Origin of the sequence: Longispora albida DSM 44784, assembly GCF_000379825.1 — a bacterium.
Taxonomy (GTDB): Bacteria; Actinomycetota; Actinomycetes; order Mycobacteriales; family Micromonosporaceae; genus Longispora; species Longispora albida.
The window spans coordinates 235,638-255,891 of record NZ_KB903833.1 but is presented as its reverse complement, the minus strand read 5'-3'; the positions used below and the strand labels follow the sequence as shown (position 1 = coordinate 255,891).

General features: G+C 71.2%; 22 protein-coding genes. 14 read left to right on the top strand and 8 right to left on the bottom strand.

From position 1 onward, the window contains the following. Nucleotides 1–34: 34 nt before the first annotated feature. A complete protein-coding gene (locus A3G1_RS0118855; protein ID WP_026212281.1) occupies nt 35–721 on the bottom strand; it encodes an IclR family transcriptional regulator in 687 nt (228 codons plus the stop codon). 118 nt (nt 722–839) lie between these two features. Between A3G1_RS0118855 and leuC the strand changes: the two genes are divergently transcribed. From leuC to A3G1_RS0118840, 3 genes are all read left to right on the top strand, one after another. Further along, nucleotides 840–2,243 (top strand): 3-isopropylmalate dehydratase large subunit, encoded by a 1,404-nt coding sequence (gene leuC / locus A3G1_RS0118850; RefSeq protein WP_018351037.1) that lies wholly within the window; start codon nt 840–842, stop codon nt 2,241–2,243. Nucleotides 2,244–2,250: 7 nt separating this feature from the next. Further along, on the top strand, nt 2,251–2,841 hold the full coding sequence (leuD, locus tag A3G1_RS0118845; RefSeq protein ID WP_018351036.1) for a 3-isopropylmalate dehydratase small subunit: 591 nt from the start codon (nt 2,251–2,253) through the stop codon (nt 2,839–2,841). A 305-nt stretch (nt 2,842–3,146) separates the two neighbouring features. Continuing rightward, on the top strand, nt 3,147–3,773 hold the full coding sequence (locus tag A3G1_RS0118840) for an HU family DNA-binding protein (RefSeq protein WP_018351035.1): 627 nt from the start codon (nt 3,147–3,149) through the stop codon (nt 3,771–3,773). Nucleotides 3,774–3,855: 82 nt separating this feature from the next. Here the strand turns inward: A3G1_RS0118840 and A3G1_RS35565 are convergent, their stop codons facing one another. The 4 genes from A3G1_RS35565 to cofC are packed head-to-tail and all read right to left on the bottom strand — an operon-like array spanning nt 3,856 to nt 7,446. Beyond that, nucleotides 3,856–5,919 (bottom strand): RNA degradosome polyphosphate kinase, encoded by a 2,064-nt coding sequence (locus tag A3G1_RS35565; RefSeq protein ID WP_018351034.1) that lies wholly within the window; start codon nt 5,917–5,919, stop codon nt 3,856–3,858. 18 nt (nt 5,920–5,937) lie between these two features. Then, nucleotides 5,938–6,135 carry a cold-shock protein gene (locus tag A3G1_RS0118830; RefSeq protein WP_018351033.1) on the bottom strand — a complete coding sequence of 66 codons (198 nt, stop codon included), beginning with the start codon at nt 6,133–6,135 and terminating at the stop codon, nt 5,938–5,940. A 5-nt stretch (nt 6,136–6,140) separates the two neighbouring features. After that, nucleotides 6,141–6,806 (bottom strand): class I SAM-dependent methyltransferase, encoded by a 666-nt coding sequence (locus A3G1_RS0118825; protein WP_018351032.1) that lies wholly within the window; start codon nt 6,804–6,806, stop codon nt 6,141–6,143. A 19-nt stretch (nt 6,807–6,825) separates the two neighbouring features. Continuing rightward, nucleotides 6,826–7,446, bottom strand: coding sequence for a 2-phospho-L-lactate guanylyltransferase (gene cofC, locus A3G1_RS0118820; protein ID WP_018351031.1), 621 nt, complete (start codon nt 7,444–7,446; stop codon nt 6,826–6,828). A 143-nt stretch (nt 7,447–7,589) separates the two neighbouring features. Here cofC and A3G1_RS0118815 point away from each other — a divergent pair, with 143 nt between their 5' ends. The 5 genes from A3G1_RS0118815 (at nt 7,590) to A3G1_RS35560 (ending at nt 12,208) form a co-directional block, all read left to right on the top strand. Then, nucleotides 7,590–8,312, top strand: coding sequence for a lysophospholipid acyltransferase family protein (locus tag A3G1_RS0118815; RefSeq protein ID WP_026212280.1), 723 nt, complete (start codon nt 7,590–7,592; stop codon nt 8,310–8,312). Next, nucleotides 8,309–9,301 carry an NAD(P)H-dependent glycerol-3-phosphate dehydrogenase gene (locus A3G1_RS0118810; RefSeq protein ID WP_018351029.1) on the top strand — a complete coding sequence of 331 codons (993 nt, stop codon included), beginning with the start codon at nt 8,309–8,311 and terminating at the stop codon, nt 9,299–9,301. The genes A3G1_RS0118815 and A3G1_RS0118810 overlap by 4 nt, the downstream gene beginning before the upstream one ends. A 31-nt stretch (nt 9,302–9,332) precedes the next feature. After that, nucleotides 9,333–10,433, top strand: coding sequence for a cystathionine gamma-lyase (locus tag A3G1_RS0118805; RefSeq protein ID WP_018351028.1), 1,101 nt, complete (start codon nt 9,333–9,335; stop codon nt 10,431–10,433). 130 nt (nt 10,434–10,563) lie between these two features. Continuing rightward, entirely contained in the window at nt 10,564–11,652 is a 1,089-nt protein-coding gene (locus tag A3G1_RS0118800; protein ID WP_018351027.1) for a D-alanine--D-alanine ligase family protein, read from the top strand. A 4-nt stretch (nt 11,653–11,656) separates the two neighbouring features. Then, complete coding sequence (locus A3G1_RS35560; RefSeq protein WP_018351026.1) at nt 11,657–12,208, top strand: DUF3515 family protein; 552 nt, start codon at nt 11,657–11,659, stop codon at nt 12,206–12,208. 91 nt (nt 12,209–12,299) lie between these two features. On the opposite strand, the gene A3G1_RS0118790 is transcribed toward A3G1_RS35560, so the two are convergent. Beyond that, nucleotides 12,300–12,533 carry an Lrp/AsnC ligand binding domain-containing protein gene (locus A3G1_RS0118790; RefSeq protein ID WP_018351025.1) on the bottom strand — a complete coding sequence of 78 codons (234 nt, stop codon included), beginning with the start codon at nt 12,531–12,533 and terminating at the stop codon, nt 12,300–12,302. A 95-nt stretch (nt 12,534–12,628) separates the two neighbouring features. Here A3G1_RS0118790 and A3G1_RS0118785 point away from each other — a divergent pair, with 95 nt between their 5' ends. Both A3G1_RS0118785 and A3G1_RS0118780 read left to right on the top strand, forming a co-directional pair. After that, a complete protein-coding gene (locus A3G1_RS0118785) occupies nt 12,629–13,570 on the top strand; it encodes a thiamine-phosphate kinase (protein WP_018351024.1) in 942 nt (313 codons plus the stop codon). 26 nt (nt 13,571–13,596) lie between these two features. Beyond that, nucleotides 13,597–14,052, top strand: a complete 456-nt coding sequence (locus tag A3G1_RS0118780) for a GNAT family N-acetyltransferase (protein ID WP_018351023.1) — start codon at nt 13,597–13,599, stop codon at nt 14,050–14,052. Here the strand turns inward: A3G1_RS0118780 and A3G1_RS35555 are convergent, their stop codons facing one another. Together A3G1_RS35555 and rpmB are read right to left on the bottom strand one after the other, a co-directional pair. Then, nucleotides 14,053–14,904, bottom strand: coding sequence for a polysaccharide deacetylase family protein (locus tag A3G1_RS35555; protein WP_245563528.1), 852 nt, complete (start codon nt 14,902–14,904; stop codon nt 14,053–14,055). A gap of 116 nt (nt 14,905–15,020) precedes the next feature. Next, nucleotides 15,021–15,203 carry a 50S ribosomal protein L28 gene (rpmB, locus tag A3G1_RS0118770; RefSeq protein WP_018351021.1) on the bottom strand — a complete coding sequence of 61 codons (183 nt, stop codon included), beginning with the start codon at nt 15,201–15,203 and terminating at the stop codon, nt 15,021–15,023. A 161-nt stretch (nt 15,204–15,364) separates the two neighbouring features. Between rpmB and A3G1_RS0118765 the strand changes: the two genes are divergently transcribed. The 4 genes from A3G1_RS0118765 to coaD all read left to right on the top strand — a co-directional run bounded on the left by A3G1_RS0118765 (nt 15,365) and on the right by coaD (nt 20,217). Then, the gene (locus A3G1_RS0118765; RefSeq protein WP_018351020.1) at nt 15,365–16,846 is read left to right on the top strand and encodes a DAK2 domain-containing protein; all 1,482 of its coding nucleotides are present in this window, start codon (nt 15,365–15,367) and stop codon (nt 16,844–16,846) included. A 45-nt stretch (nt 16,847–16,891) separates the two neighbouring features. Continuing rightward, entirely contained in the window at nt 16,892–19,045 is a 2,154-nt protein-coding gene (recG, locus tag A3G1_RS0118760) for an ATP-dependent DNA helicase RecG (protein WP_018351019.1), read from the top strand. Between the two features lie 5 nt (nt 19,046–19,050). Next, a complete protein-coding gene (rsmD, locus tag A3G1_RS0118755) occupies nt 19,051–19,629 on the top strand; it encodes a 16S rRNA (guanine(966)-N(2))-methyltransferase RsmD (RefSeq protein ID WP_018351018.1) in 579 nt (192 codons plus the stop codon). 114 nt (nt 19,630–19,743) lie between these two features. Further along, nucleotides 19,744–20,217: a pantetheine-phosphate adenylyltransferase gene (coaD, locus tag A3G1_RS0118750; protein ID WP_026212278.1), complete on the top strand. Its 474-nt coding sequence runs from the start codon at nt 19,744–19,746 to the stop codon at nt 20,215–20,217. Nucleotides 20,218–20,254 lie beyond the last annotated feature (37 nt).

The window sequence follows — 20,254 nt, the reverse complement described above, 5'->3', positions numbered from 1 at the left end:
CCCCGGGGTTTGGCTCAGTGGCTCCGGTCAGCTGTCACAGGCCCGACAGGCGCTGGCCGGCCCGGACCACGGCCATCGCGTGCCGTTCGCCGGGGCGGCGGGTCAGCCGCTCGATCGGGCCGGAGACGCTGATCGAGGCGATCACCCGTCCCGTGCGGTCGCGGACCGGGGCCGAGACCGAGGCCACACCGGCCTCCCGCTCGGCGACGCTGGCCGCCCAGCCGCGCTTGCGGACCTCGGCGAGCGTGCGGGCGGTGAACTTGGCCCGGGGCAGCAGCGGCAGGATCGCCTCCGGCGGCTCCCACGCCAGCAGGATCTGCGCGGCGGAGCCAGCCGTCATCGGCAGCACGGCGCCGACCGGCACCGTGTCGCGCAGGCCGCTGGACCGCTCGGACGCGGCCACGCAGATCCGCTCGTCCGCACGGCGCAGGTAGAGCTGGGCGCTCTCGCCGGTCTGGTCTCGGAGCAGGGCGAGGATCGGCTCGGCCGCGGTGAGGAGGACGTCCGGCGCCTCGTTGGCCAGCTCCGCCAGTCTCGGGCCCGGCCGCCACCGGCCCTGGGCGTCGCGGACCAGCAGGCGATGCGACTCGAGCGCCTGGGCGAGCCGGTGCGCGGTGGCCCGGGGCAGCTGGGTGCGCTCGACGAGCTCGGCCAGGCTGGCGCCGTCCACGGATGTCTCAAGGATCAGGACGGCTTTGTCGAGAACGCCGACCCCGCTGATACTGTGTCCCACAAGCCGAAACATACCTCCCATTCTTTGGGAAGTCCAGCGTCGGCCACCCGCAGCGGGAAAGCGCTGCGGGGAAAACAGGAATCCAGGAATCCAGGGGAGCCGCCGTATGGGGCGCACAGAGGGGCACGCGGGCAGCCGCACGCTCGCGGAGAAGGTCTGGGACGCGCACGTCGTGCACAGCGCGCCGGGTGAGCCGGACCTGCTCTACATCGACCTGCACCTGCTGCACGAGGTCACCAGCCCGCAGGCCTTCGACGGGCTGCGGATGGCAGGCCGTCCGGTCCGGCGGCCAGATCTCACGATCGCCACCGAGGACCACAACACCCCCACCGACAGCCTCGTCACGATCAGCGACCCGGTCTCGGCCACCCAGATCGAGACCCTCCGGAAGAACTGCGCGGAGTTCGGCGTGCGGCTGCACCCGCTCGGCGACGCGGAGCAGGGCATCGTGCACGTGATCGGCCCGCAGCTCGGCCTGACCCAGCCGGGTACGACGATCGTGTGCGGCGACTCGCACACCGCCACGCACGGCGCGTTCGGCGCGCTGGCCTTCGGGATCGGTACGAGCGAGGTGGAGCACGTCCTGGCCACCCAGACCCTCCAGCAGGCCCGGCCGAAGACGATGGCCGTCAACGTGACCGGCGAGCTGCGGCCCGGCGTGACGGCCAAGGACCTGATCCTCGCGCTGATCGCCCAGGTCGGCACGGGCGGCGGGCGTGGCCACATCGTCGAGTACCGGGGGCCAGCCATCGAGGCGCTGTCGATGGAAGGCCGGATGACCATCTGCAACATGTCGATCGAGTGGGGCGCGAAGGCCGGCATGATCGCGCCGGACGACGTCACGTTCGGCTACCTGCGCGGCAAGGACCACGCCCCGGCCGACTTCGACGCGGCCGTCGAGTACTGGCGGACGTTGCGGACCGACGACGGCGCCGAGTTCGACACGGTGGTCGAGATCGACGCCTCGGCCGTGACCCCGTTCGTCACGTGGGGTACGAACCCGGGCCAGGGCGCGCCTCTCGGCTCTGTCGTGCCGGAGCCGGCCGACGCCGACGACGAGCGGGCCCTCGCCTACATGGGACTGACCGCCGGTACGCCACTGCGCGACATCCCCGTCGACGTCGTCTTCGTCGGCTCGTGTACCAACGGGCGCATCGAGGACCTGCGCGCGGCCGCTGACGTGCTGCGCGGCCGGAAGGTCGCCGACGGCGTGCGGATGCTGGTGGTGCCGGGCTCGGCGCGGGTACGCCTGGCCGCCGAGGCCGAGGGCCTGGGCGAGGTCTTCACGGCGGCCGGGGCGGAGTGGCGGTTCGCCGGCTGCTCGATGTGCCTGGGCATGAACCCCGACACCCTCAAGCCCGGCGAGCGCGCGGCCTCCACCTCGAACCGCAACTTCGAGGGCAGGCAAGGGAAAGGCGGCCGTACCCACCTGGTCTCCCCGGCCGTCGCCGCGGCCACGGCCATCGCCGGTCACCTGGCCGCGCCAGCAGACGTACACGTGAAGGGCTGAGACGGCAATGGAGAAGTTCACCGAGCACACCGGCACGGCTGCCCCGCTGCGGCGCTCCAACGTGGATACCGACCAGATCATCCCCGCCGTGTACCTGAAGCGGGTCACCAGGACCGGCTTCGCCGACGGCCTGTTCTCGGCCTGGCGTGCGAACGAACCGGACTTCGTGCTGAACAGGCCGGAGCACGCCGGCGCCAGCATCCTGGTCGCCGGGCCGGAGTTCGGCACCGGTTCCTCGCGGGAGCACGCGGTCTGGGCGCTGCTCGACCACGGGTTCAAAGCCGTGCTGGCACCGCGTTTCGGCGACATCTTCCGTGGCAACGCGCTCAAGGGCGGGCTGCTGCCGGTCGAGCTGCCGCAGCCGGTCATCGAGGAGCTGTGGACGATGACTGAGGAGGATCCCGCGCTCGCCGTCACGGTGGATCTCGCGGCCCGCGAAGTCCGCTACTCCGGCCGGATCCGGCCCTTCCCTGTCGACGAGTTCAGCCGGTGGCGGCTGATGGAGGGGCTCGACGACATCGGGCTCACCCTCCGGCACGCCGACGCGATCGCCGGCTTCGAAACCCGCCGCCCCGCCTGGCTTCCGGTGACCCAGTAGAACGGGGCGGGCAAGTAACGACCCAGGGTTGCTGACCTGGGCGGCTGCCCCAATAGGAGTGTTCTCCGCCACGCGTGCCCACCCGGCCGGTGCTGATCACCGGCCGGGTTTCCTATGCTCCGAAAGAGCCGGAAACCCTTGTGGCACAACGCATTCCGGTGCTTTCCCCCACAAGTGCCAGGTTCGAAATCTGTTACGACACAAGGAATTTCTTCGAACCGGTATTTGTATCTCGGCCCAAACCGGCCTAACGTGCGCGCAGAATGACAACAGCGTTACCACGTTGGAACTTTTGAGGGGGAATCGTGAACAAGGCGGAGCTCATCGAGGCGCTGGCCGACCGGCTGGGGGACAAGAAGTCGGCGACGGCGGCACTCGACGCGGTGCTGGCCGAGATCCAGGGCGCGGTCGCCAAGGGCGAGAAGGTCTCGCTCACCGGCTTCGGTGTCTTCGAGAAGCGGGTCCGTGGCGCGCGTACCGCACGCAACCCGCGTACCGGCGAGGCTGTGAAGGTGAAGAAGACGTCGGTGCCGGCCTTCCGCGCCGGTGCGAACTTCAAGGAGCAGGTCGCGGCCGGCAAGGCCACCGCTCCGGCCAAGGCCGCGAAGAAGACCACGGCTGCTAAGGCCACCAAGGCCGCCACCAAGACCGCCACCAAGGTCGCGGCGAAGAAGACCACCGCCGCTGCCGCGACGACGGCCGTGAAGAAGGCCGCGGCCAAGAAGACGACCGCGAAGGCCGCTCCGGCCAAGAAGGTCGCCGCAGCCAAGCCGGCCGCGAAGAAGACCACGGCGAAGGCCGCTCCGGCGAAGAAGGTCGCCGCTGCCAAGCCGGCCGCGAAGAAGACGACGACGGCGAAGAAGACCACCGCCGCTCCCGCCAAGAAGACGGCCGCCAAGAAGGCTCCGGCCAAGAAGGCAGCCAAGAAGTAGTTCTGCTCTATCGCGCGTACGACGAAGCGGTGCCCGCCTGGGGGATGGAGGCGGGCATCGCTTTTTCGCGTTCCGGGAAAGCTCAGCTCTTGCCGGTGATGGAACGGAGCAGTTCCTCCTGGGGGTCGAGCCCCGTGAGCCGCCGGGTCCACACGCCCCTGCCGTCCAGGTCGAAGCTGGAGGACTTGTCGGCCATCGCCAGTTCCAGGGCGCGTTCGAGCTCCTGCTGGGCGTGCTCGGCCGTCACCAGCACCATCGCCTCCACCCGGCGGTCGAGGTTGCGGTGCATCAGGTCGGCGGAGCCGATCCAGTACTCGGGCCGCTTCGCGCTGCCAGACGGCTCGGAGATCGCCCGGCCGAACCGGTACAGGCGGGAGTGCTCGAGGAACCTGCCGAGGATCGACCGGACCCGGATGGTCTCCGACAGCCCGGGCACGCCGGGGCGCAGCGCGCAGATCCCGCGCACGATCAGGTCGATCTGGACGCCGGCCGCGCTCGCCAGGTACAGGGCGTCGATGATCTGCTCGTCGACGATCGAGTTCGTCTTGAACTGGATCAGCCCGTTCTCGCCGAGCCGGGCCTGTTCCGCGATCCGGTCGAGGATGCCCGAACGGATGCCGTGCGGGGCAACGAGAAGCCGCCGGTACGCGGCCTGCCGGGAGAAGCCGGTGAGCGAGTTGAACAGGTCCGTCAGGTCGGCCCCGACGTCGGGGTCTGCGGTCAGCAGGCCGTAGTCCTCGTACAGCCGCGCGGTCTTCGGGTGGTAGTTGCCGGTGCCGATGTGGCAGTACCTGCGCAGCGTCCTGCCCTCCTGCCGGACGACGAGCGCCGTCTTGCAGTGCGTCTTGAGCCCGACCAGCCCGTAGACGACGTGGCAGCCTGCCCGCTCCAGGGTCCGCGCCCAGCCGATGTTGGCCTGCTCGTCGAAGCGGGCCTTGACCTCGACGAGCACGACGACCTGCTTGCCGGCCTCCGCGGCGGCCACGAGAGCGTCCACAATGGGCGAGTCGCCGGAGGTCCGGTACAGCGTCTGCTTGATGGCCAGCACGCCGGGGTCGGCGGCGGCCTGCTCGATGAACCGCTGCACGCTGGTCGAGAACGAGTGGTACGGGTGGTGCACGAGAATGTCGCCCTCGCGCAGCGTCGCGAACACGCTCTTGGGCTGCTCGGCCTCCGCGAACTGCGGATGCGTGGCCGGGACGAACGGCCGGTCCTTGAGGTCTGGCCGGTCGATGTCGTGGTAGAGCTGCCACAGCCCGGACAGGTCGAGCAGTCCCGGCACGCGCAGCACGTCGTGCGCGTCCATGTCGAGCTCACGGATCAGGAGTTCCAGCACGTCGTCGGAGACGGCGGCGGAGACCTCCAGCCGCACGGGCGGGCCGAACCTGCGCCGGGCCAGCTCCCGTTCGAGCGCCTGGAGCAGGTCCTCGTCGCGGTCCTCCTCGACTTCGAGGTCGGCGTTGCGGGTGACCCGGAACGCGTGTTTCTCGACGACGGCCATCCCGCCGAAGAGCTGGTCGAGGTGCGCGCCGATCAGTTCCTCGACGGGCAGGAAGCGCCCGGCGGTCACGCTGACGAACCGGGGCACGTTGTCGGGCACTTTGACCCGGGCGAACCGCTGCGGCCCGCCACCCGGCGGCTCCACGATCACCGCGAGGTTGAGCGACAGCCCCGAGATGTACGGGAACGGGTGTGCCGGGTCCACGGCCAGCGGGGTCAGCACCGGGAAGATCTGGTCGCGGAAGTAGCCGCGCAGCCGGTCCTGCTCGGCAGGTTCCAGCTCGGCCCAGGTCACGATGTGGATGCCCTCGGCGGCGAGTGCGGGCAGCAGGTCGACGGTCAGGCAGCGCGCCTGCCGCGTGACGAGGGCGTTGCCCCGGCGGCCGACCCGTTCGAGCTGTTCGCGCGGGGTGAGGCCGTCGATGCTCAGCACGGACAGGCCCATCGACATGCGTCGCTTGAGTCCGGCGACGCGGACCATGTAGAACTCGTCGAGGTTGCTGGCGAAGATGGCCAGGAACTTCGCCCGCTCCAGCAGCGGCAGGCTGGGGTCCTCGGCAAGGGTGAGCACCCGCGCGTTGAAATCCAGCCAGGACAGCTCCCGGTTCAGGAAGCGGCCGGCGGGCAGAGCGGGTGAGCTGATCACCCGCTCATCATCACCCGGCTAAGGCAACGTCGGGATGACTAGCCGGTTAATTCCGCCCTGCTCATCGGTGTTGAGCGTCACGCGCTGCCCGAGCCGCAGCAGCCGCAGCCCCGAGGCTTCGAAGGCGCTGGCTGGGAATTCGAGCTCCCGGCCGTCGTCGAGCAGCACGGTGCCGGCGTGCGTTTCCGGATTCCACGTGGCGACTGTTCCCTGCATGGCCGTCAGCCTACTTTCTCCCCGTCCCGCCTACGGGCGAGGAACTGGATGGCGGGGGACCGGTTGCCGTTCATGGTGGCGACGTCGAGCCGGTGCTCGGCGGCGATGTCGAACCCGTTGCCCGACAGCAGCGCGCGCAGGGCCTCCGGGTCGTGGTGACGGCAGACCGCCCCGTCGGCGGTGGTGAAGACGCCGTACGGGAGGTCGCCCGGGGCTGCGGCGTAGCGCTCCCGGTTGCGCTCGTCGGCGGCGATCAGGAGGTCACTGACGTAGAGCAGGCCGCCGGGTACGAGGAGCCGGCTCACCTCGGCGACCAGGGCCTGCTGCGCGCCGGGGTCCGGTACGCAGGTGAGGACGGCGAGCAGCAGGACGGCGTCGAAGCTGGCCGGCGGGGCAGGCACGGCTGGCGGGTGCTCCAGGACGGCGAAGTCCAGTCCAGGGTGGAGAGTACGGCCACGGGCGATCAGGGCCGGGGAGATGTCCACGCCGTGCACGCTGGTGTACCCCTGGCCGGCCAGGCCCGCCATCACCCGGCCGTACCCGCAGCCGTAGTCGAGGATGCGCGCGCCCGGGGCCAGGCGGTCCAGCCAGGCCGGGACGACGGGGTGGGTGAAGGTCTTGGTGGCTCCGGCGGTGTCCCAGTACGTCAGCTGATTCCCAAGATCATCCATGCCGCAGCGTACAGCCAGGTCACAAACCTGCGAGGACCGCTGCGGTGTGGCGGCCGACTCCGAGACGGATCGCTGCCGCGAGGTCGGCGGGGGTGTCCACGTCCTGCCGGAGCGAGGCCCAGGTCCCGGGCAGCGGCACGGCACCGGATCCGGCGTGTGCCCCGGCCGAGCCGGCCCCGAAGAGCGGCTGGAGCGGGCCAGCCGAGGCGAGGAGCACGGTCCCCGTACCGGCGGCGTCGGCGACGAACGACCGCGGGTGCCGTGCGGCGGCCGTGAGCGCCGCTGCGAGGTCGGCCGGGCCGAGGGCCGGGAGGTCGGCGGTCAGCGCGGCCCGGGGGCCGTGGAGGGTGAGCTCGCCGTGGCGTACCGAATGATTGAGGTCGCGTACCGGATGAAGGGAATCTCCGGCGGGCGGGTCGCCAACGATGCGCACACCACCATCCGTGGCTGTGCGCAGGACGGGGTCGTCGGTGACGACGACGACCGCGCCGACCACGGGGCAGGCCAGCGCCGCCGAGATCGTGTCGAGCGCGAACGCCCGGGCGAGGTCCTCGTGGGCATGGCCGGGCACGCCGCCGCGCAGCCGGGACTTGCCGAGCGCGGCCGGCTTCACCGGAATGATCACGGACCAGCGGGACACCCGAGCGAGGCTACCTCCAGCCGGGGGAGATCCGGGCGGGCCGGAGCCGAGAAACACAGCACCCCCAGATGGACAGGCCAGGTCCGATGCACGACGATCAGCAGGCAGGTCGCAGGGATAGGGAGAGTGGACTGGTGCGCAGGCTGGGCTTCTGGCGGAGGGCGGCAGTGAGCGTCGTCAAGCCGCCGCTTCTGGCGTTCACCCGGCGGACATGGCGGGGGATGGAGCACATTCCGGCCTCCGGCGGCGCGATCCTCGCGGTCAACCACATCTCGCACGCCGACCCGTTCGGCCTGGCGCACTACGTCTACGACGCCGGCCGCTGGCCGCAGCTGCTCGGCAAGGCCAGCCTGTTCCATCTCAAGGTGATCGGGCCGTGGCTGAAGGCCGTCGGGCAGATCCCGGTGTACCGGGGCACGGCCGACGCCTCCAAGTCGCTGTCGGCAGCCGAGGCGGCCATCGACCGCGGCGAGATCGTGATCATCTACCCGGAGGGCACGGTCAGCAAGGAACCCTCGCACTGGCCGATGCGCGGCAAGACCGGCGTGGCCCGGCTGGCCCTGATCACGGGCGCCCCGGTCATCCCGATCGCCCAGTGGGGGGCGCAGAAGATGTTCGACCCGCTGACGAAGAAGGTCGGGCTGAGGTTCCGCAACCACCTGAGCGTGGTGGCCGGCCCGCCGGTCGACCTGAGCCCGTGGCGGGACAAGCCGCTCACCGCCACCGTGCTCCAGGAAGTCACCGACGAGATCATGTACGCGATCCGCGACCTGCTCGCCGAGATCCGCGGCGAGGAAGCCCCGGAGCTGTACTCGCCGGGCAGCAGGCACGACACCAACCCGGACTCCCCGGAGGGAAGCGCATGAAGGCTGTGGTGCTCACGGCGGGCTCGTTCGGCACGACGATCGCGAAGGTACTGGCCGACGCCGGCCGGCACGTGACGCTGTGGGCCCGCCGCCCCGAAGTCGCCTCGCTGATCAACACCAGGCACGAGAACCCGGACTACCTGCCGGGCATCGTCCTGCCGGACAACCTCGTGGCGACGTCCGACGCCGAGGAGGCGCTGGCAGGCGCCGAGCTGGTGGTGCTGGGCTTCCCCGCCCAGACCCTCCGGGAGAATCTCGTCGCGATCCGCCACCTCATCCCGCCGGACGCGACCCTGCTCAGCCTCGCGAAGGGCATCGAGGTCGGCACCGGGCTGCGGATGAGCCAGGTGATCGAGGAGGCCGCCCAGGTCGACCCGTCGCGGATCTGCGTGCTGACCGGCCCCAACCTCGCCCCGGAGATCGCGCGCGAGCAGCCGACCGCCGGCGTGATCGCCTGCACCGATCCGGCGCGCGCCGAGCTGGTCCAGGACGCGATCGCCAACCACTACTTCCGGCCGTACACCAACACGGACGTCATCGGCTGCGAGCTGGGCGGCGCCGTGAAGAACGTGATCGGCCTGGCCTACGGCATCTGCACCGGTATGGGCATGGGTGACAACACGAAGGCCACCCTGGTCACGCGGGGGCTCGCCGAGACGGCCCGGCTGGGCGTGAAGCTGGGCGCCGACCCGATGACCTTCGCTGGCCTGGCCGGCCTCGGTGACCTGTTCGCCACCTGCTCCTCCAAGCTCTCCCGCAACCGCACCTTCGGCGAGGAACTCGGCAGGGGAGCCACTCTCGCCGAGGCCCAGGCCGTCACCCGCCAGACCGCCGAGGGCGTGAAGAGCTGCCTGGCGATCCGTGACCTGGCCCGCCAGCACGGCGTCGAGATGCCCATCACCGAGCAGGTCGAGCGGGTCTGCCACGAGGGCCTCGATCCCCGCGAGGCAGTGGTCGCCCTGATGCGCAGGGAAACCAAACCCGAATAAGACCTCTTCCCTTGTACCTTGTGAGGCTGACATGAGTCACGGCGAGTGGTCGGACGGCACCCGGACCGTCCACGCTGGACTTCCGGAGCCAGTACCCGGCCAGCCGTTCATGCCCGGCCCCCAGTTCGCCGCGCCGTTCGCGATCAGCCCGCAGGGCCCGGGTGACGGCGACTCGTACGGCAGGGCGGGCAACGCCACCCTCCGCGCCCTCGAATCGGCGATCGGCGGGCTCGAAGGCGCGCCGGGCTGTGTCGTGTTCAGCTCCGGCATGGCGGCCGTCACCGGCCTGCTGCTGAGCGTGCTCCGGCCGGGCGACAAGGTTGTCGTCCCCGCCGACGGGTACTACCTGACCAGGCTTTTCGCCCTGAAGGAACTCGCGGAGTTCGGCATCGAGGTGGCCGCCGTGCCGACCGAAGGGCCCTACGACTTCACCGGCGTCCGCCTCGCCCTGCTGGAGACCCCGGCCAACCCGGGCCTCGAAGTCTGCGACATCGCCGCACTCTCGGCCCAGGCCCACGCGGCCGGGGCGCTGATCGCCGTCGACAACACGACGGCCACCCCGCTCGGGCAGCAGCCGCTGGTCCTCGGCGCTGACTTCGCCGTCGCGTCGGGCACCAAGGCCCTCACCGGGCACTCCGACATCCTCCTCGGCTACGTGGCGGCGTCCAGTGTGGACGGACTGGAGGCGGTACGAGCCTGGCGGACGCGCACCGGAGCCCTGCCCGGCCCGTTCGAGGCATGGCTGGCCCACCGTTCACTGGGGACACTCGACCTGCGCCTCGCCCGGCAGGCCAGCAACGCTGGAGCCGCGTACGAGCTGCTGCGGTCCTCGGCGGCCGTGCGCCGTGCCGTCTGGCCCGGTGCCGACCCGGAAGCCATGAAGCAGCTCCGCCGCCCGCCGGGTGTCCTGGTGGTCGAGTTCGCCGACGAGGAGACCGCCGTCCGGTTCCTGTCGGGCTGTGAGCTGATCCGGCCGGCGACCAGCTTCGGCGGCCTGCACAGCACCGCCGACCGCCGCGCGCAGTGGCCGGGGGAGACAGCCGTACCGGGGCTGGTCCGCCTGTCCTGCGGCTGTGAGGACCCGGCAGACCTGCTGGCGGACCTCCAACGCGGCCTGCAAGCCGCGGAGTGACAAACCGCTCACCTCGCCGTTCTGAGCCCGCACATTCCGGTCTGACCGTGAAGCGCCGGCAGGCGTCGCACGGGTAACGGCGCCCAACCCCAGCAAGCTCAGCTCCACTCAACCCCATAGGCTCAGCTCCGTGAACAGCGCACGAAAGATCAGAGTCGCGGTCGTCTTCGGGGGCCGGAGCAGTGAGCACGCCATCTCCGCCGTGAGCGCCGGCAGTGTCTTCGCCGCGCTGGACCCGGACGAGTTCGAGGTCGTCCCGATCGGGATCACCCGGGAGGGCCAGTGGGTGATGCTGCCCGGCGACCCGGGCAACCTCGCGATCGAAGATCGCAAGCTGCCGGAGGTCACCGCCGGTTCCGGTAGTGCCGTCGCGCTGTGGGGCAACGGCTCCGTCGTACCGCTGGATCCGGCCGCTGGCGTCGCGAGCCTGGGTGACGTGGACGTGGTGCTGCCGATCCTGCACGGCCCGTACGGCGAGGACGGCACCATCCAGGGCCTGCTGGAGATGACCGGCGTTCCGTACGTGGGCGCCGGAGTGTTCGCCTCCGCCGCAGGGATGGACAAGGAGTTCACCCGGAAGCTGCTGGCCGCCGAGGGCCTGCCGATCGGGCCGTGGGCTGTCCTGCGCGCCGGGCAGCACACGCTGAGCGAGGCTGACCAGGAGCGCCTCGGCCTGCCGGTGTTCGTCAAGCCGGCCAGGGGCGGTTCGAGCATCGGGATCTCGAAGGTGGACGACTGGGCGGAACTGGACGCGGCCATCGCCGTCGCCCGCCAGCACGACACCAAGGTCGTCATCGAGGCCGGGATCGCCGGCCGGGAGATCGAGTGCGGGGTACTCGAAGGCGAGTACGGCGGCGAGCCCGAGGCCAGCCTGCTGTCGGAGATCCGGATCGTGAACAGCGCCGCCGGGTGGTACGACTTCGACACCAAGTACCTGGACGACGCCTGCGAGTACGACATCCCGGCACACCTGCCGGCCGAGCTCGCCGGCAGGATCCGGGCGATGGCCGTACGGGCCTTCGGCGCGCTCGACTGCGAGGGCCTGGCCCGGGTCGACTTCTTCGTCACCCCGGAACTCGACATCTACATCAACGAGATCAACACGATGCCGGGCTTCACGCCGATCTCCCAGTTCCCGCAGATGTGGGCGGCGTCCGGCCTCGACTACCCGAAGCTGGTGTCGCGGATGATCCGCACGGCACTGCGCAAGAGGTCCTGACGCGGTGTCCGACCCAGACCGCCGGGCGGCAGCCCGTACCGCGACCCTCGTGGCCGTGCCCGTCGCGCTGGCCGTAGCCGCCGGAGCATTCTGGTACGTGAACCGCGACAGCGAACCGGGCGGCAGCAGGCCCGCACCCGTCGCCGGGCCGGTGACGGTCTCGCCCAGCCCGCTGGCACCGGCCGAGACCGAGCCCTGTGCGAAGCTGGTCGGCCGGCTGCCGGACACGGTCGCCGGGCAACCCCGGCGCTGGGTGTCGGGCGCGTCGGGGCAGGCGGCGGCGTACGGCGAGCCCGCCATCGTGCTGACCTGCGGCGGCCCGGCCGCGACCTTCCCGCCGACCGGGATGCTGTGGCCGCTGAACGGCATGTGCTGGTACGGCGAGTCGAAGGCCGAATCCACGGTGTTCGCCTCGGTCGACCGGGCGGTCACCGTGCGGGTGACGGTACCGAGGTTCTACGAGGGGCAGCTCATCGCCGAGTTCTCCGCCCCGGTGGCCACGGCGATCCCGGCAGCCGCGAACCCGCCGGCCGCCTGCGCGGTACCAACGAAGTAATTGATCTTGATCTTTCGCTCTTGATCTCAGGCGAGGTGGCCCGCTGAGCCCGGCAACACGCACATCGGCCACCTCAGCGGGCCGGCACCACCTACAGATGAACCACGGAACACGTGAGCGTCCGGGTGATGCCCCCGACCGCCTGGACCTTGCTGACCACCATCTTGCCGAGCTCGTCGACGGTCTGGGCCTCGGTGAGCACGACCACGTCGTAGGGGCCGGTCACCGCGTCGACCCGGGTGACCCCGGATATGTCAGCGATGGCGGCGGCCACGTCCCGCGCCTTGCCGACCTCGGTCTGGATGAGGATGTACGCCTGGACCACGACACGACTCCTTTGCCGTCGACGCACAGGGTGCGAACTGTGAAACTACCGCAGCGGGGCACGATACGGACCACGGAGTGGAGAGGGAGCACACGATGAGTGTCGCCAAGACGGGCGAGTTCGGGCTGATTGCCCGGATCACGGCCCGGCTGGGCACCGGGCCGGGGGTTCTTCTCGGCCCCGGCGACGACGCGGCGCTGGTGGCTGCGTCCGACGGCCGGGTGCTGGCGAGTACGGATGTGCTGGTCGAGGGGCGGCACTTCCGCCGCGACTGGGCGACGGGCAAGGAGATCGGTCACCGGGCAGCCGCGGCGAACCTGGCCGACATCGCGGCGATGGGCGGTACGCCGACGGCGCTGCTCGTCGCGCTCTGCTGCCCGCCGGACCTCGACGTCGCCTGGGCAGAGGACATGGCGGCCGGGCTCGCCGAGGAGGCGGCCCTGACCGGGGCCGCCGTGGTCGGCGGGGACATCTCGTCGAGCGCGGTGCTGACCATCGCCGTCACGGCGCTCGGTGACCTGCGCGGCGGCAAGCCGGTACTGCGCACCGGGGCCCGGCCGGGCGACGTGCTGGCTGTCGCCGGCCGGCTCGGGTACGCCGGAGCCGGCCTCACCGTCCTGTCCCGGGGATTCCGCTCGCCGAAGCTGCTGGTGGACGCGTACCGGCGGCCAGAGGTCCCCTACGCCGCAGGCCCGCAGGCCCGCCAGCTCGGCGCGACCGCGATGCTGGACATCTCCGACGGGCTCCTCGCCGACCTCGGGCACATCGCGGCGGCGAGCCGGGTGGCGATCGACGTGCACCGCCCGGCCCTGGACCTGCCGGGCGCGATGCTCGACGCGGCGAAGGCACTGGGCGTGGACCCGTACACCTGGGTGCTGACCGGTGGCGACGATCACGCGCTGGCCGCGACGTTCCCGCCGTACGCGGAGCTGCCGGAGGAGTGGCGGGTGATCGGGCGGGTCGGGCACGGCAGCGGCGTGACCGTGGACGGCAAGACGTTCACCGGGCAGCGCGGCTGGGACCACTTCCGGTCCTAGCCAGGCTTCCTGGCTAAGCTTCACCGGTGACGGATCTTGAGTTCAGGGCCCTGCCCTATGACCACCCGGTCGTGGTGGATCTCATCAGCCAGATCTTCACCGACCAGACCGTCCGGTACGGCAGCCCCGACGAGACGGTGCTGTCGGCGGACGAGTTCGCGCCGCCCAACGGGGTGTTCCTCACCGTCTGGCAGGGCGGGGAGGTGCTCGGGTGCGCGGCCTGGCGCAGCCACGAGGACGACGCCGAGCTGAAGCGGATGTTCACCGTCCCGGCCGCCCGGAACAAGGGCGTCGCGATCGCCCTGCTCACCGAGCTGGAGAACCACGCGCGGGCCGCCGGCCGCAAGCGGATGATCCTGGAGACCGGCGAGAAGCAGCCAGAGGCGATCGCCCTCTACACCAAGCTCGGGTACCGGCCGGTCGAGCCCTTCGGCTTCTACAAGGACTACGAGAGCGCCCGGCACCTCGGCCGCGACCTGTAGCTAGATCTCCCGGCCGCCGGGCACCCGGCGAGGCCTGTCCTCCGCAGGCAGCGCGACCAGGGTGAAGCGGCTGGTCAGCCAGGGCAGCAGCAGCTGGTAGGCGCGGATCACGTGCGGGCGGTCGAGGTCGTGCGACAGGACGATCGCCCCGGGTTTCGCGTCCCGGTGCACCTCGTTCTGCATGTACTCCAGCATCCGCTGCCCCCGGCCGTACAGGTGGTCGTTGTAGGCCCGGTCGTCGGCGTTCCAGTAGATCGAGCGCATGCCGAGTTCCCTGGCCAGCCCGACGAGCTCCGGGGTGAACCAGCCGTACGGCGCGCGGAAGTACTTGATCGCCGCGTCGGGCACCGCGGCCCGGATCGCGTCGTTGGTGCTGGTCAGATCCCAGCGCTGGTACGCGACATCCCGCCGCGCCAGGTCCCCGAGATGCTGCCACGAGTGGCTGCACAGGGTGTGGCCCTCGGCCGCGATCCGCTGGACGATCGCCGGATGCGCCTTCGCCCGGAACCCGGTCAGGCAGAACGTCGCCTTGACCCCGTGCGCGCCGAGCAGGTCGAGCAGCCGCGGCGTGACAGCCGGATCGGGCCCGTCGTCGAAGGTCAGCGCGATCCCGGGCAGCCCGGTACTCGCCGAGGAACCACCGGGACCAGCGGAGTCCCAGTGTGGCCAGATCTTCCGGGGCGTCGGTGAAGCGGCCGGCTGGGCCGTCGCCTCCGTCGGGGCCGGCTGGGTCAGCGGGGCCGGCGGGGTCGTCCGGGCCGGGCCCGCGAACCGGCCCACCGGTTCCTGGGCAGCACAGCCAGCGAGGATCACGGCTGCGAGCACGGCTGGTAGCCAGCGGGAAGGGCGCACGGGCTCACACAGTACCGAAGAACGATCTAGGGAAGATAAAGATCTAGCCGGTGATCCACGAGGGATCACCGGCTGGAAGATCGAAGGCCGAAGAGGCCGCTGGCAGATCTGGGCGACTAGGCCCGGGTGACCTTGCCAGCCTTCAGGCAGGAGGTGCACACGTTGATCTTCTTCGTGGTGCCACCACCGGCCGGCGTGCGGACCGCCTGGATGTTCGGCTTCCACATGCGGTTGGTCTTCTTCTTCGACCAGGGCACGTTGTGGCCGAAGCTCGGCTTCTTGGCGCAGACGTCGCACACGCTAGACACGGTTGCTCTCCTGGGATGTGAATCGGTACGCCGCCCGTGCTCCAACAACAACTCGCAGGGCGGAGCCGCCCCGGGGTGCAGGGCAACTCGGCAAGGCTACCTGACGTGGCCGGTCAACGCCCAATCGGGTGGCACCGATAGGCTTGTCAGCCGTGCTCGACAGTCTCGATGCAGGCGCGGTCCGCCGCTGGCTCACGGCCGCGCTCGACGCCCTGCGCCGTCATCAGCGGGAGATCGACGAGCTGAACGTGTACCCGATCCCCGACAGCGACACCGGCACCAACATGGTGCACACGCTCGACGCGGCCCAGCGCGCGCTGCTCGCCGAGCCCGACCTCGCTGAGCTGGGGAAAGTCCTGCACTGCATGGCCAGGGCCGCCGTACTCGGCGCCCGCGGCAACTCCGGTGCCATCCTCGCGCAGCTGCTCGTCGGCATCGCCGAGGCCATCGGCGCCAGCCCCGAGGCGCGGGGCCGGGCGCTGGCCTGGGCACTGCGCAACGCGGCAGAGGCCGGGTACGCGGCCGTGCCGTCCCCGGTCGAGGGCACTGTGCTGTCCGTCGCCCGGTCAGCAGCCGAAGCCGCCGAGGAATGTGACTCAGATGACCTCGCCGAGGTGGCCGCAGCCGCCGCGCGGGGCGCCGACGAGGCGCTGGCCCGTACCCCCGAGCAGCTCCCGGCGCTCGCCGAGGCCGGAGTGGTCGACGCGGGCGGGCGCGGCCTGTGCGTCTTCCTGCACTCCCTGGTCGAGGTCGTCACCGGGGCCGCGCCGCCCCGTACGCCGCTGGCCCGGGTCACCGGCTCACCGGCACTCGCGGCCCGCGAGGCCGGGTCGGAGGAGTACGCCTACGAGGTCCAGTACCTGCTCGACGCCCCGGCCACCGGCACCCTCCGCGCCGAGCTGGCCGGCCTCGGCGACTCGCTCGTCATCGTCGGTACCGGCGACGGCTCGTGGAACATCCACATCCACGTCAACGACATCGGCGCGGCGATCGAGGCCGGCGTGCGCGCCGGGCGGATCTACGAGATCCGGGTCACCCGCTTCGCCGACGACCACACGCCAGCCCTCCCCGGCCGGACGGTCGTCGCCTTCGCCGAGGGCGAGGGCCTGGGCGAGCTCCTGCGGGCCGAGGGCGCGCTGACCAGCCTCGACGGCGTGACCGGGCAGGTGGTGATCCTCGGCGCGCCGCCGTACCTGCCGGACCGCGCCCGCGTCATCCCGCTCCGCTCTCCCGTGCAGGCCCTCGCCGCACTCGCCGTCCACGACCGGACCCGGCCGCTCGACGACGACGTGATCGCGATGGCGGAGGCCGCGGCGGCCTGCAGGGCAGCGTCCGTGGTCCTCGCCACGCACGAGGGGCTGACGATGGCCGGCCCGTGCCGCCCCGGCGACTACCTCGCGATGATCGACGGCGAGGTGAACCTGGTCGCCCACGACCTGACCTCGGCATGCGAGACCGTGATCGACCGGCTGCTCACCGCAGGCGGTGAACTCGTCACGCTCCTGCTCGGCGCGCAGGCCCCAGCCCCGCTCGGCCCGGCACTGACCAGCCACCTGGCCCGCCGCTGGCCCTTCGTCGAGGTCCGCGCCTACCCGGGCGGCCAGCCGGGCTACCTGACGGTCGGCGTGGAATGAACGCCTTGGCGATGGTTGTCGTACCCGGCGATTAGGCTTGCGCGCGTGGCGACGCTGGATACTCCCCTCAAGGGCATCGTCGGCGGCACGACTGCCGGCAAGCTCGACAAGGGGCTTGACCTGCACACGGTCGGTGACCTGCTCCGGCACTACCCCCGGCGGTATGACGAGCGGGGCGAGCACACCGACCTCGCAGCGCTGGAGATCGGCGACGAGGTGACGCTGATGGCCCAGGTCCAGCGGGTCACGGCCAAGCAGATGAAGCAGCGCCGGGGCAGCATCCTCGAGGTCGTGATCGGCGACGGCATCCGCACGATCACCGCCACCTTCTTCAACCAGCCGTGGCGCGAGCGCGAGCTGAAGGTCGGCAAGTGGGGCCTGTTCGCCGGCAAGGTCACGGAGTTCCGGGAGAAGCGCCAGCTCAACGGCCCCGAGTATGTGCTGCTCGACCCGGAGGGCGACGCCGCCAGCGAGATCGAGGAGTTCGCCGGGGCGATCATCCCGGTCTATCCGGCGGCCGCTGGCCTGCCGACCTGGGTGATCTCCAAGTGTGTACGCCTCGCGCTGGAGCACCTGGAGACCCCGCCCGACCCGCTGCCACAGCGGATGCGCGCCGAGCGCAAGCTCGCCGGCCTGGAGACCGCGCTCCGCGACATCCACCGGCCCCCGGCGAAGGAGGCGCTGTACGCGGCCCGCAAGCGCCTCAAGTGGGACGAGGCCTTCGCGCTCCAGGTCACCCTCGTGCAGCGCAAGCTCCGGGCCGCCGGCTGGCCTGCCGTTCCCAGGCCGGGCAGGCCGGACGGGCTGCTGGCCGCGTTCGACAAGTCGCTGCCGTTCGAGCTGACCGAGGGCCAGGTCCAGGTCGGCGCGGAGATCTCGGCCGACCTGGCCACGGCGCATCCCATGCACCGGCTGCTCCAGGGCGATGTGGGTGCCGGCAAGACCCTCGTCGCGCTCCGGGCGATCCTCCAGGCAGCCGACTCTGGCGCGCAGGCGGCGCTGCTGGCCCCCACCGAGGTCCTCGCAGCCCAGCACCACCGGGGCATCATCGAGCTGCTCGGCCCGCTTGGGGCCGACGGTGACGCCGGCCTGCTCGCCGGGGACGCCACGCTCGGGGTCGAGCTGCTGACCGGCTCGCTGGGCGCCGCGGCCCGCCGCCGGGTGCTGGCCAGGCTGGCGAGCGGGGAGAGCGGGCTCGTCGTCGGTACCCACGCCCTGCTCTCCGAGGGCGTGGACTTCCACGACCTGGGGCTCGTCGTGGTCGACGAGCAGCACCGGTTCGGTGTCGAGCAGCGGGACGTGCTGCGGGCCAAGGCCAGCCAGCCGCCGCACACGCTGGTCATGACGGCGACACCCATTCCGCGTACCGTCGCGATGACCGTCTACGGCGACCTGGAGGTCTCGGCGCTCACCCAGCTGCCGGCCGGCCGTTCGCCGATCGCCACGCACGTCGTCCCCGCGACCGACGAGCGCTGGCTGAACAGGTCGTGGCAGCGGCTCCGCGAGGAGGTCGGCAAGGGCCACCAGGCCTACGTCGTGTGCCCCAGGATCGGTGACGAGCCCTCGTCCGGTGCCGGGGACAAGCGCCCGCCGCTCGCCGTCCTCGACATCGGGCCGTTCCTGGCGTCCGGCCCGCTGCACGGCCTGCGGGTCGGCATCCTGCACGGCCGGATGGCCCCGGAGGACAAGGACGCGGTGATGCGCTCCTTCGCGGCGGGCGACACCGACGTGCTCGTCGCGACCACCGTCATCGAGGTCGGGGTGAATGTGCCCAACGCCACGATGATGGTGATCCTCGACGCCGAGCGGTTCGGCGTGTCGCAGCTGCACCAGCTGCGCGGCCGTGTGGGCCGTGGCACAGCTCCCGGCCTGTGCCTGCTGGTCTCCGAGGCCATGCCGGGCAGCCCGTCGCACGAGCGGCTGACCGCCGTGGCGTCCACAACGGACGGTTTCCGGCTCGCCGAGCTGGACCTGGAGCAGCGCCGCGAAGGTGACGTGCTCGGCGCTGCGCAGTCCGGCAAACGCTCGGCCGTACGGCTGCTGTCCGTCATCAAGGACGCCGACCTGATCACCGAGGCGCGGGCCGCCGCAGCCGAACTGGTCAGCGAGGACGTCGACCTGGCAGGCTACCCGGCGCTGGCCGCCACCGTGGCCACCCTGGTCGGCGAGGAACGCGCCGAGTTCCTGGAGAAGGGGTAGATGGCATGACCAGGATCGTCGCCGGTACGCACGGCGGGAGGCGGCTGGCCGTCCCCGAGGGCCGCGACACCCGCCCGACCTCCGACCGGGTGCGCGAGGCGCTGTTCGGCGCGCTGGAGTCGCGGTACGGGCTGGCGGGCTCCCGGTTCGCCGACCTCTACGCCGGCTCGGGCGCGATCGGCCTGGAGGCCCACAGCCGGGGCGCCGAGCGGGTGCTGCTGGTCGAGTCGGGCGCGAAGGCCGCCCGGGTCATCCGGGAGAACATCGTCGCCCTCAGGGCAGGCCAGTCCGTGGAGCTGCTCGTGTCGACAGCTCAGCAGGCGGTGAAGATGCCGCCAGGCCAGCCGTACGACATCGTCTTCGCCGACCCGCCGTACGCGGTGACCGAGGCGGAGATCTCCGCTCTCCTCAGTGGACTCGCCGGCAACGGCTGGCTGGCCGAGGACGCCATCGTCGTCATCGAGCGTGGCCGCCGCTCGCCGGAGCCACAGTGGCCGGAGGGGCTGTACGGCGACAAGCCGAAGAAATATGGCGAGACAACTTTGTGGTATGCGCGTCATGAACCGCAGGCCGAGCCGTCATGAGCGGTGTGACGGCCCGGCCGGGGTGTCCGGCAGGCACCCCCGGCGCACCGGGGGGAGCGCGCCGGGCCGTCACCCGCACCCGCTGACCCGCCAGGCTTTGGTACGGTCCGGCTCGTGAGACGAGTGCTCGTGCCGGGATCCTTCGACCCGGTCACCAAAGGTCATCTGGACATCGCCGAGCGGGCAGCCCGGCTGGCGGACGAGGTCATCTTCGCCATAGCCGTGAATCCGGCGAAGCGCGGTCTGTTCACGACGGACGAGCGGCTCGCGATGCTCAGGGAGGCCACGGCGGACATGCCGAACGTCCGCGTGGACTCGTTCGAGGGCCTGACCGTCGACTACTGCAAGGCCAACGGCGTGACGGCGGTCGTCAAGGGCATCCGCGTGGCCAGCGACTTCGACTACGAGCTCCAGATGGCACAGATGAATCTGGGACTCGCGGGCGTGGAGACCCTCTTCATGACGACGAATCCGCTCTACTCTTTCATCGCGTCCAGTCTCGTCAAGGAAGTGGCGAAGTGGGGTGGCGACGTCTCGGCGTACGTGCCGGACGTCGTCGCGCGGCGGCTGGCCGAGAAGCTGGCCTGAGGGATCTGAAGAAGCTACTTCGGACTAGGGGAGATGT

What these genes read in the sequence shown, in the direction of transcription:
- leuC (WP_018351037.1), top strand. Translation starts at nt 840, where the DNA reads ATGGGGCGCACAGAGGGGCACGCGGGCAGCCGCACGCTCGCGGAGAAG.
- leuD (WP_018351036.1), top strand. Translation starts at nt 2,251, where the DNA reads ATGGAGAAGTTCACCGAGCACACCGGCACGGCTGCCCCGCTGCGGCGC.
- A3G1_RS0118830 (WP_018351033.1), bottom strand. Translation starts at nt 6,135, where the DNA reads ATGCAGGGAACAGTCGCCACGTGGAATCCGGAAACGCACGCCGGCACC.
- A3G1_RS0118825 (WP_018351032.1), bottom strand. Translation starts at nt 6,806, where the DNA reads ATGGATGATCTTGGGAATCAGCTGACGTACTGGGACACCGCCGGAGCC.
- A3G1_RS0118810 (WP_018351029.1), top strand. Translation starts at nt 8,309, where the DNA reads ATGAAGGCTGTGGTGCTCACGGCGGGCTCGTTCGGCACGACGATCGCG.
- A3G1_RS0118805 (WP_018351028.1), top strand. Translation starts at nt 9,333, where the DNA reads ATGAGTCACGGCGAGTGGTCGGACGGCACCCGGACCGTCCACGCTGGA.
- A3G1_RS0118785 (WP_018351024.1), top strand. Translation starts at nt 12,629, where the DNA reads ATGAGTGTCGCCAAGACGGGCGAGTTCGGGCTGATTGCCCGGATCACG.
- rsmD (WP_018351018.1), top strand. Translation starts at nt 19,051, where the DNA reads ATGACCAGGATCGTCGCCGGTACGCACGGCGGGAGGCGGCTGGCCGTC.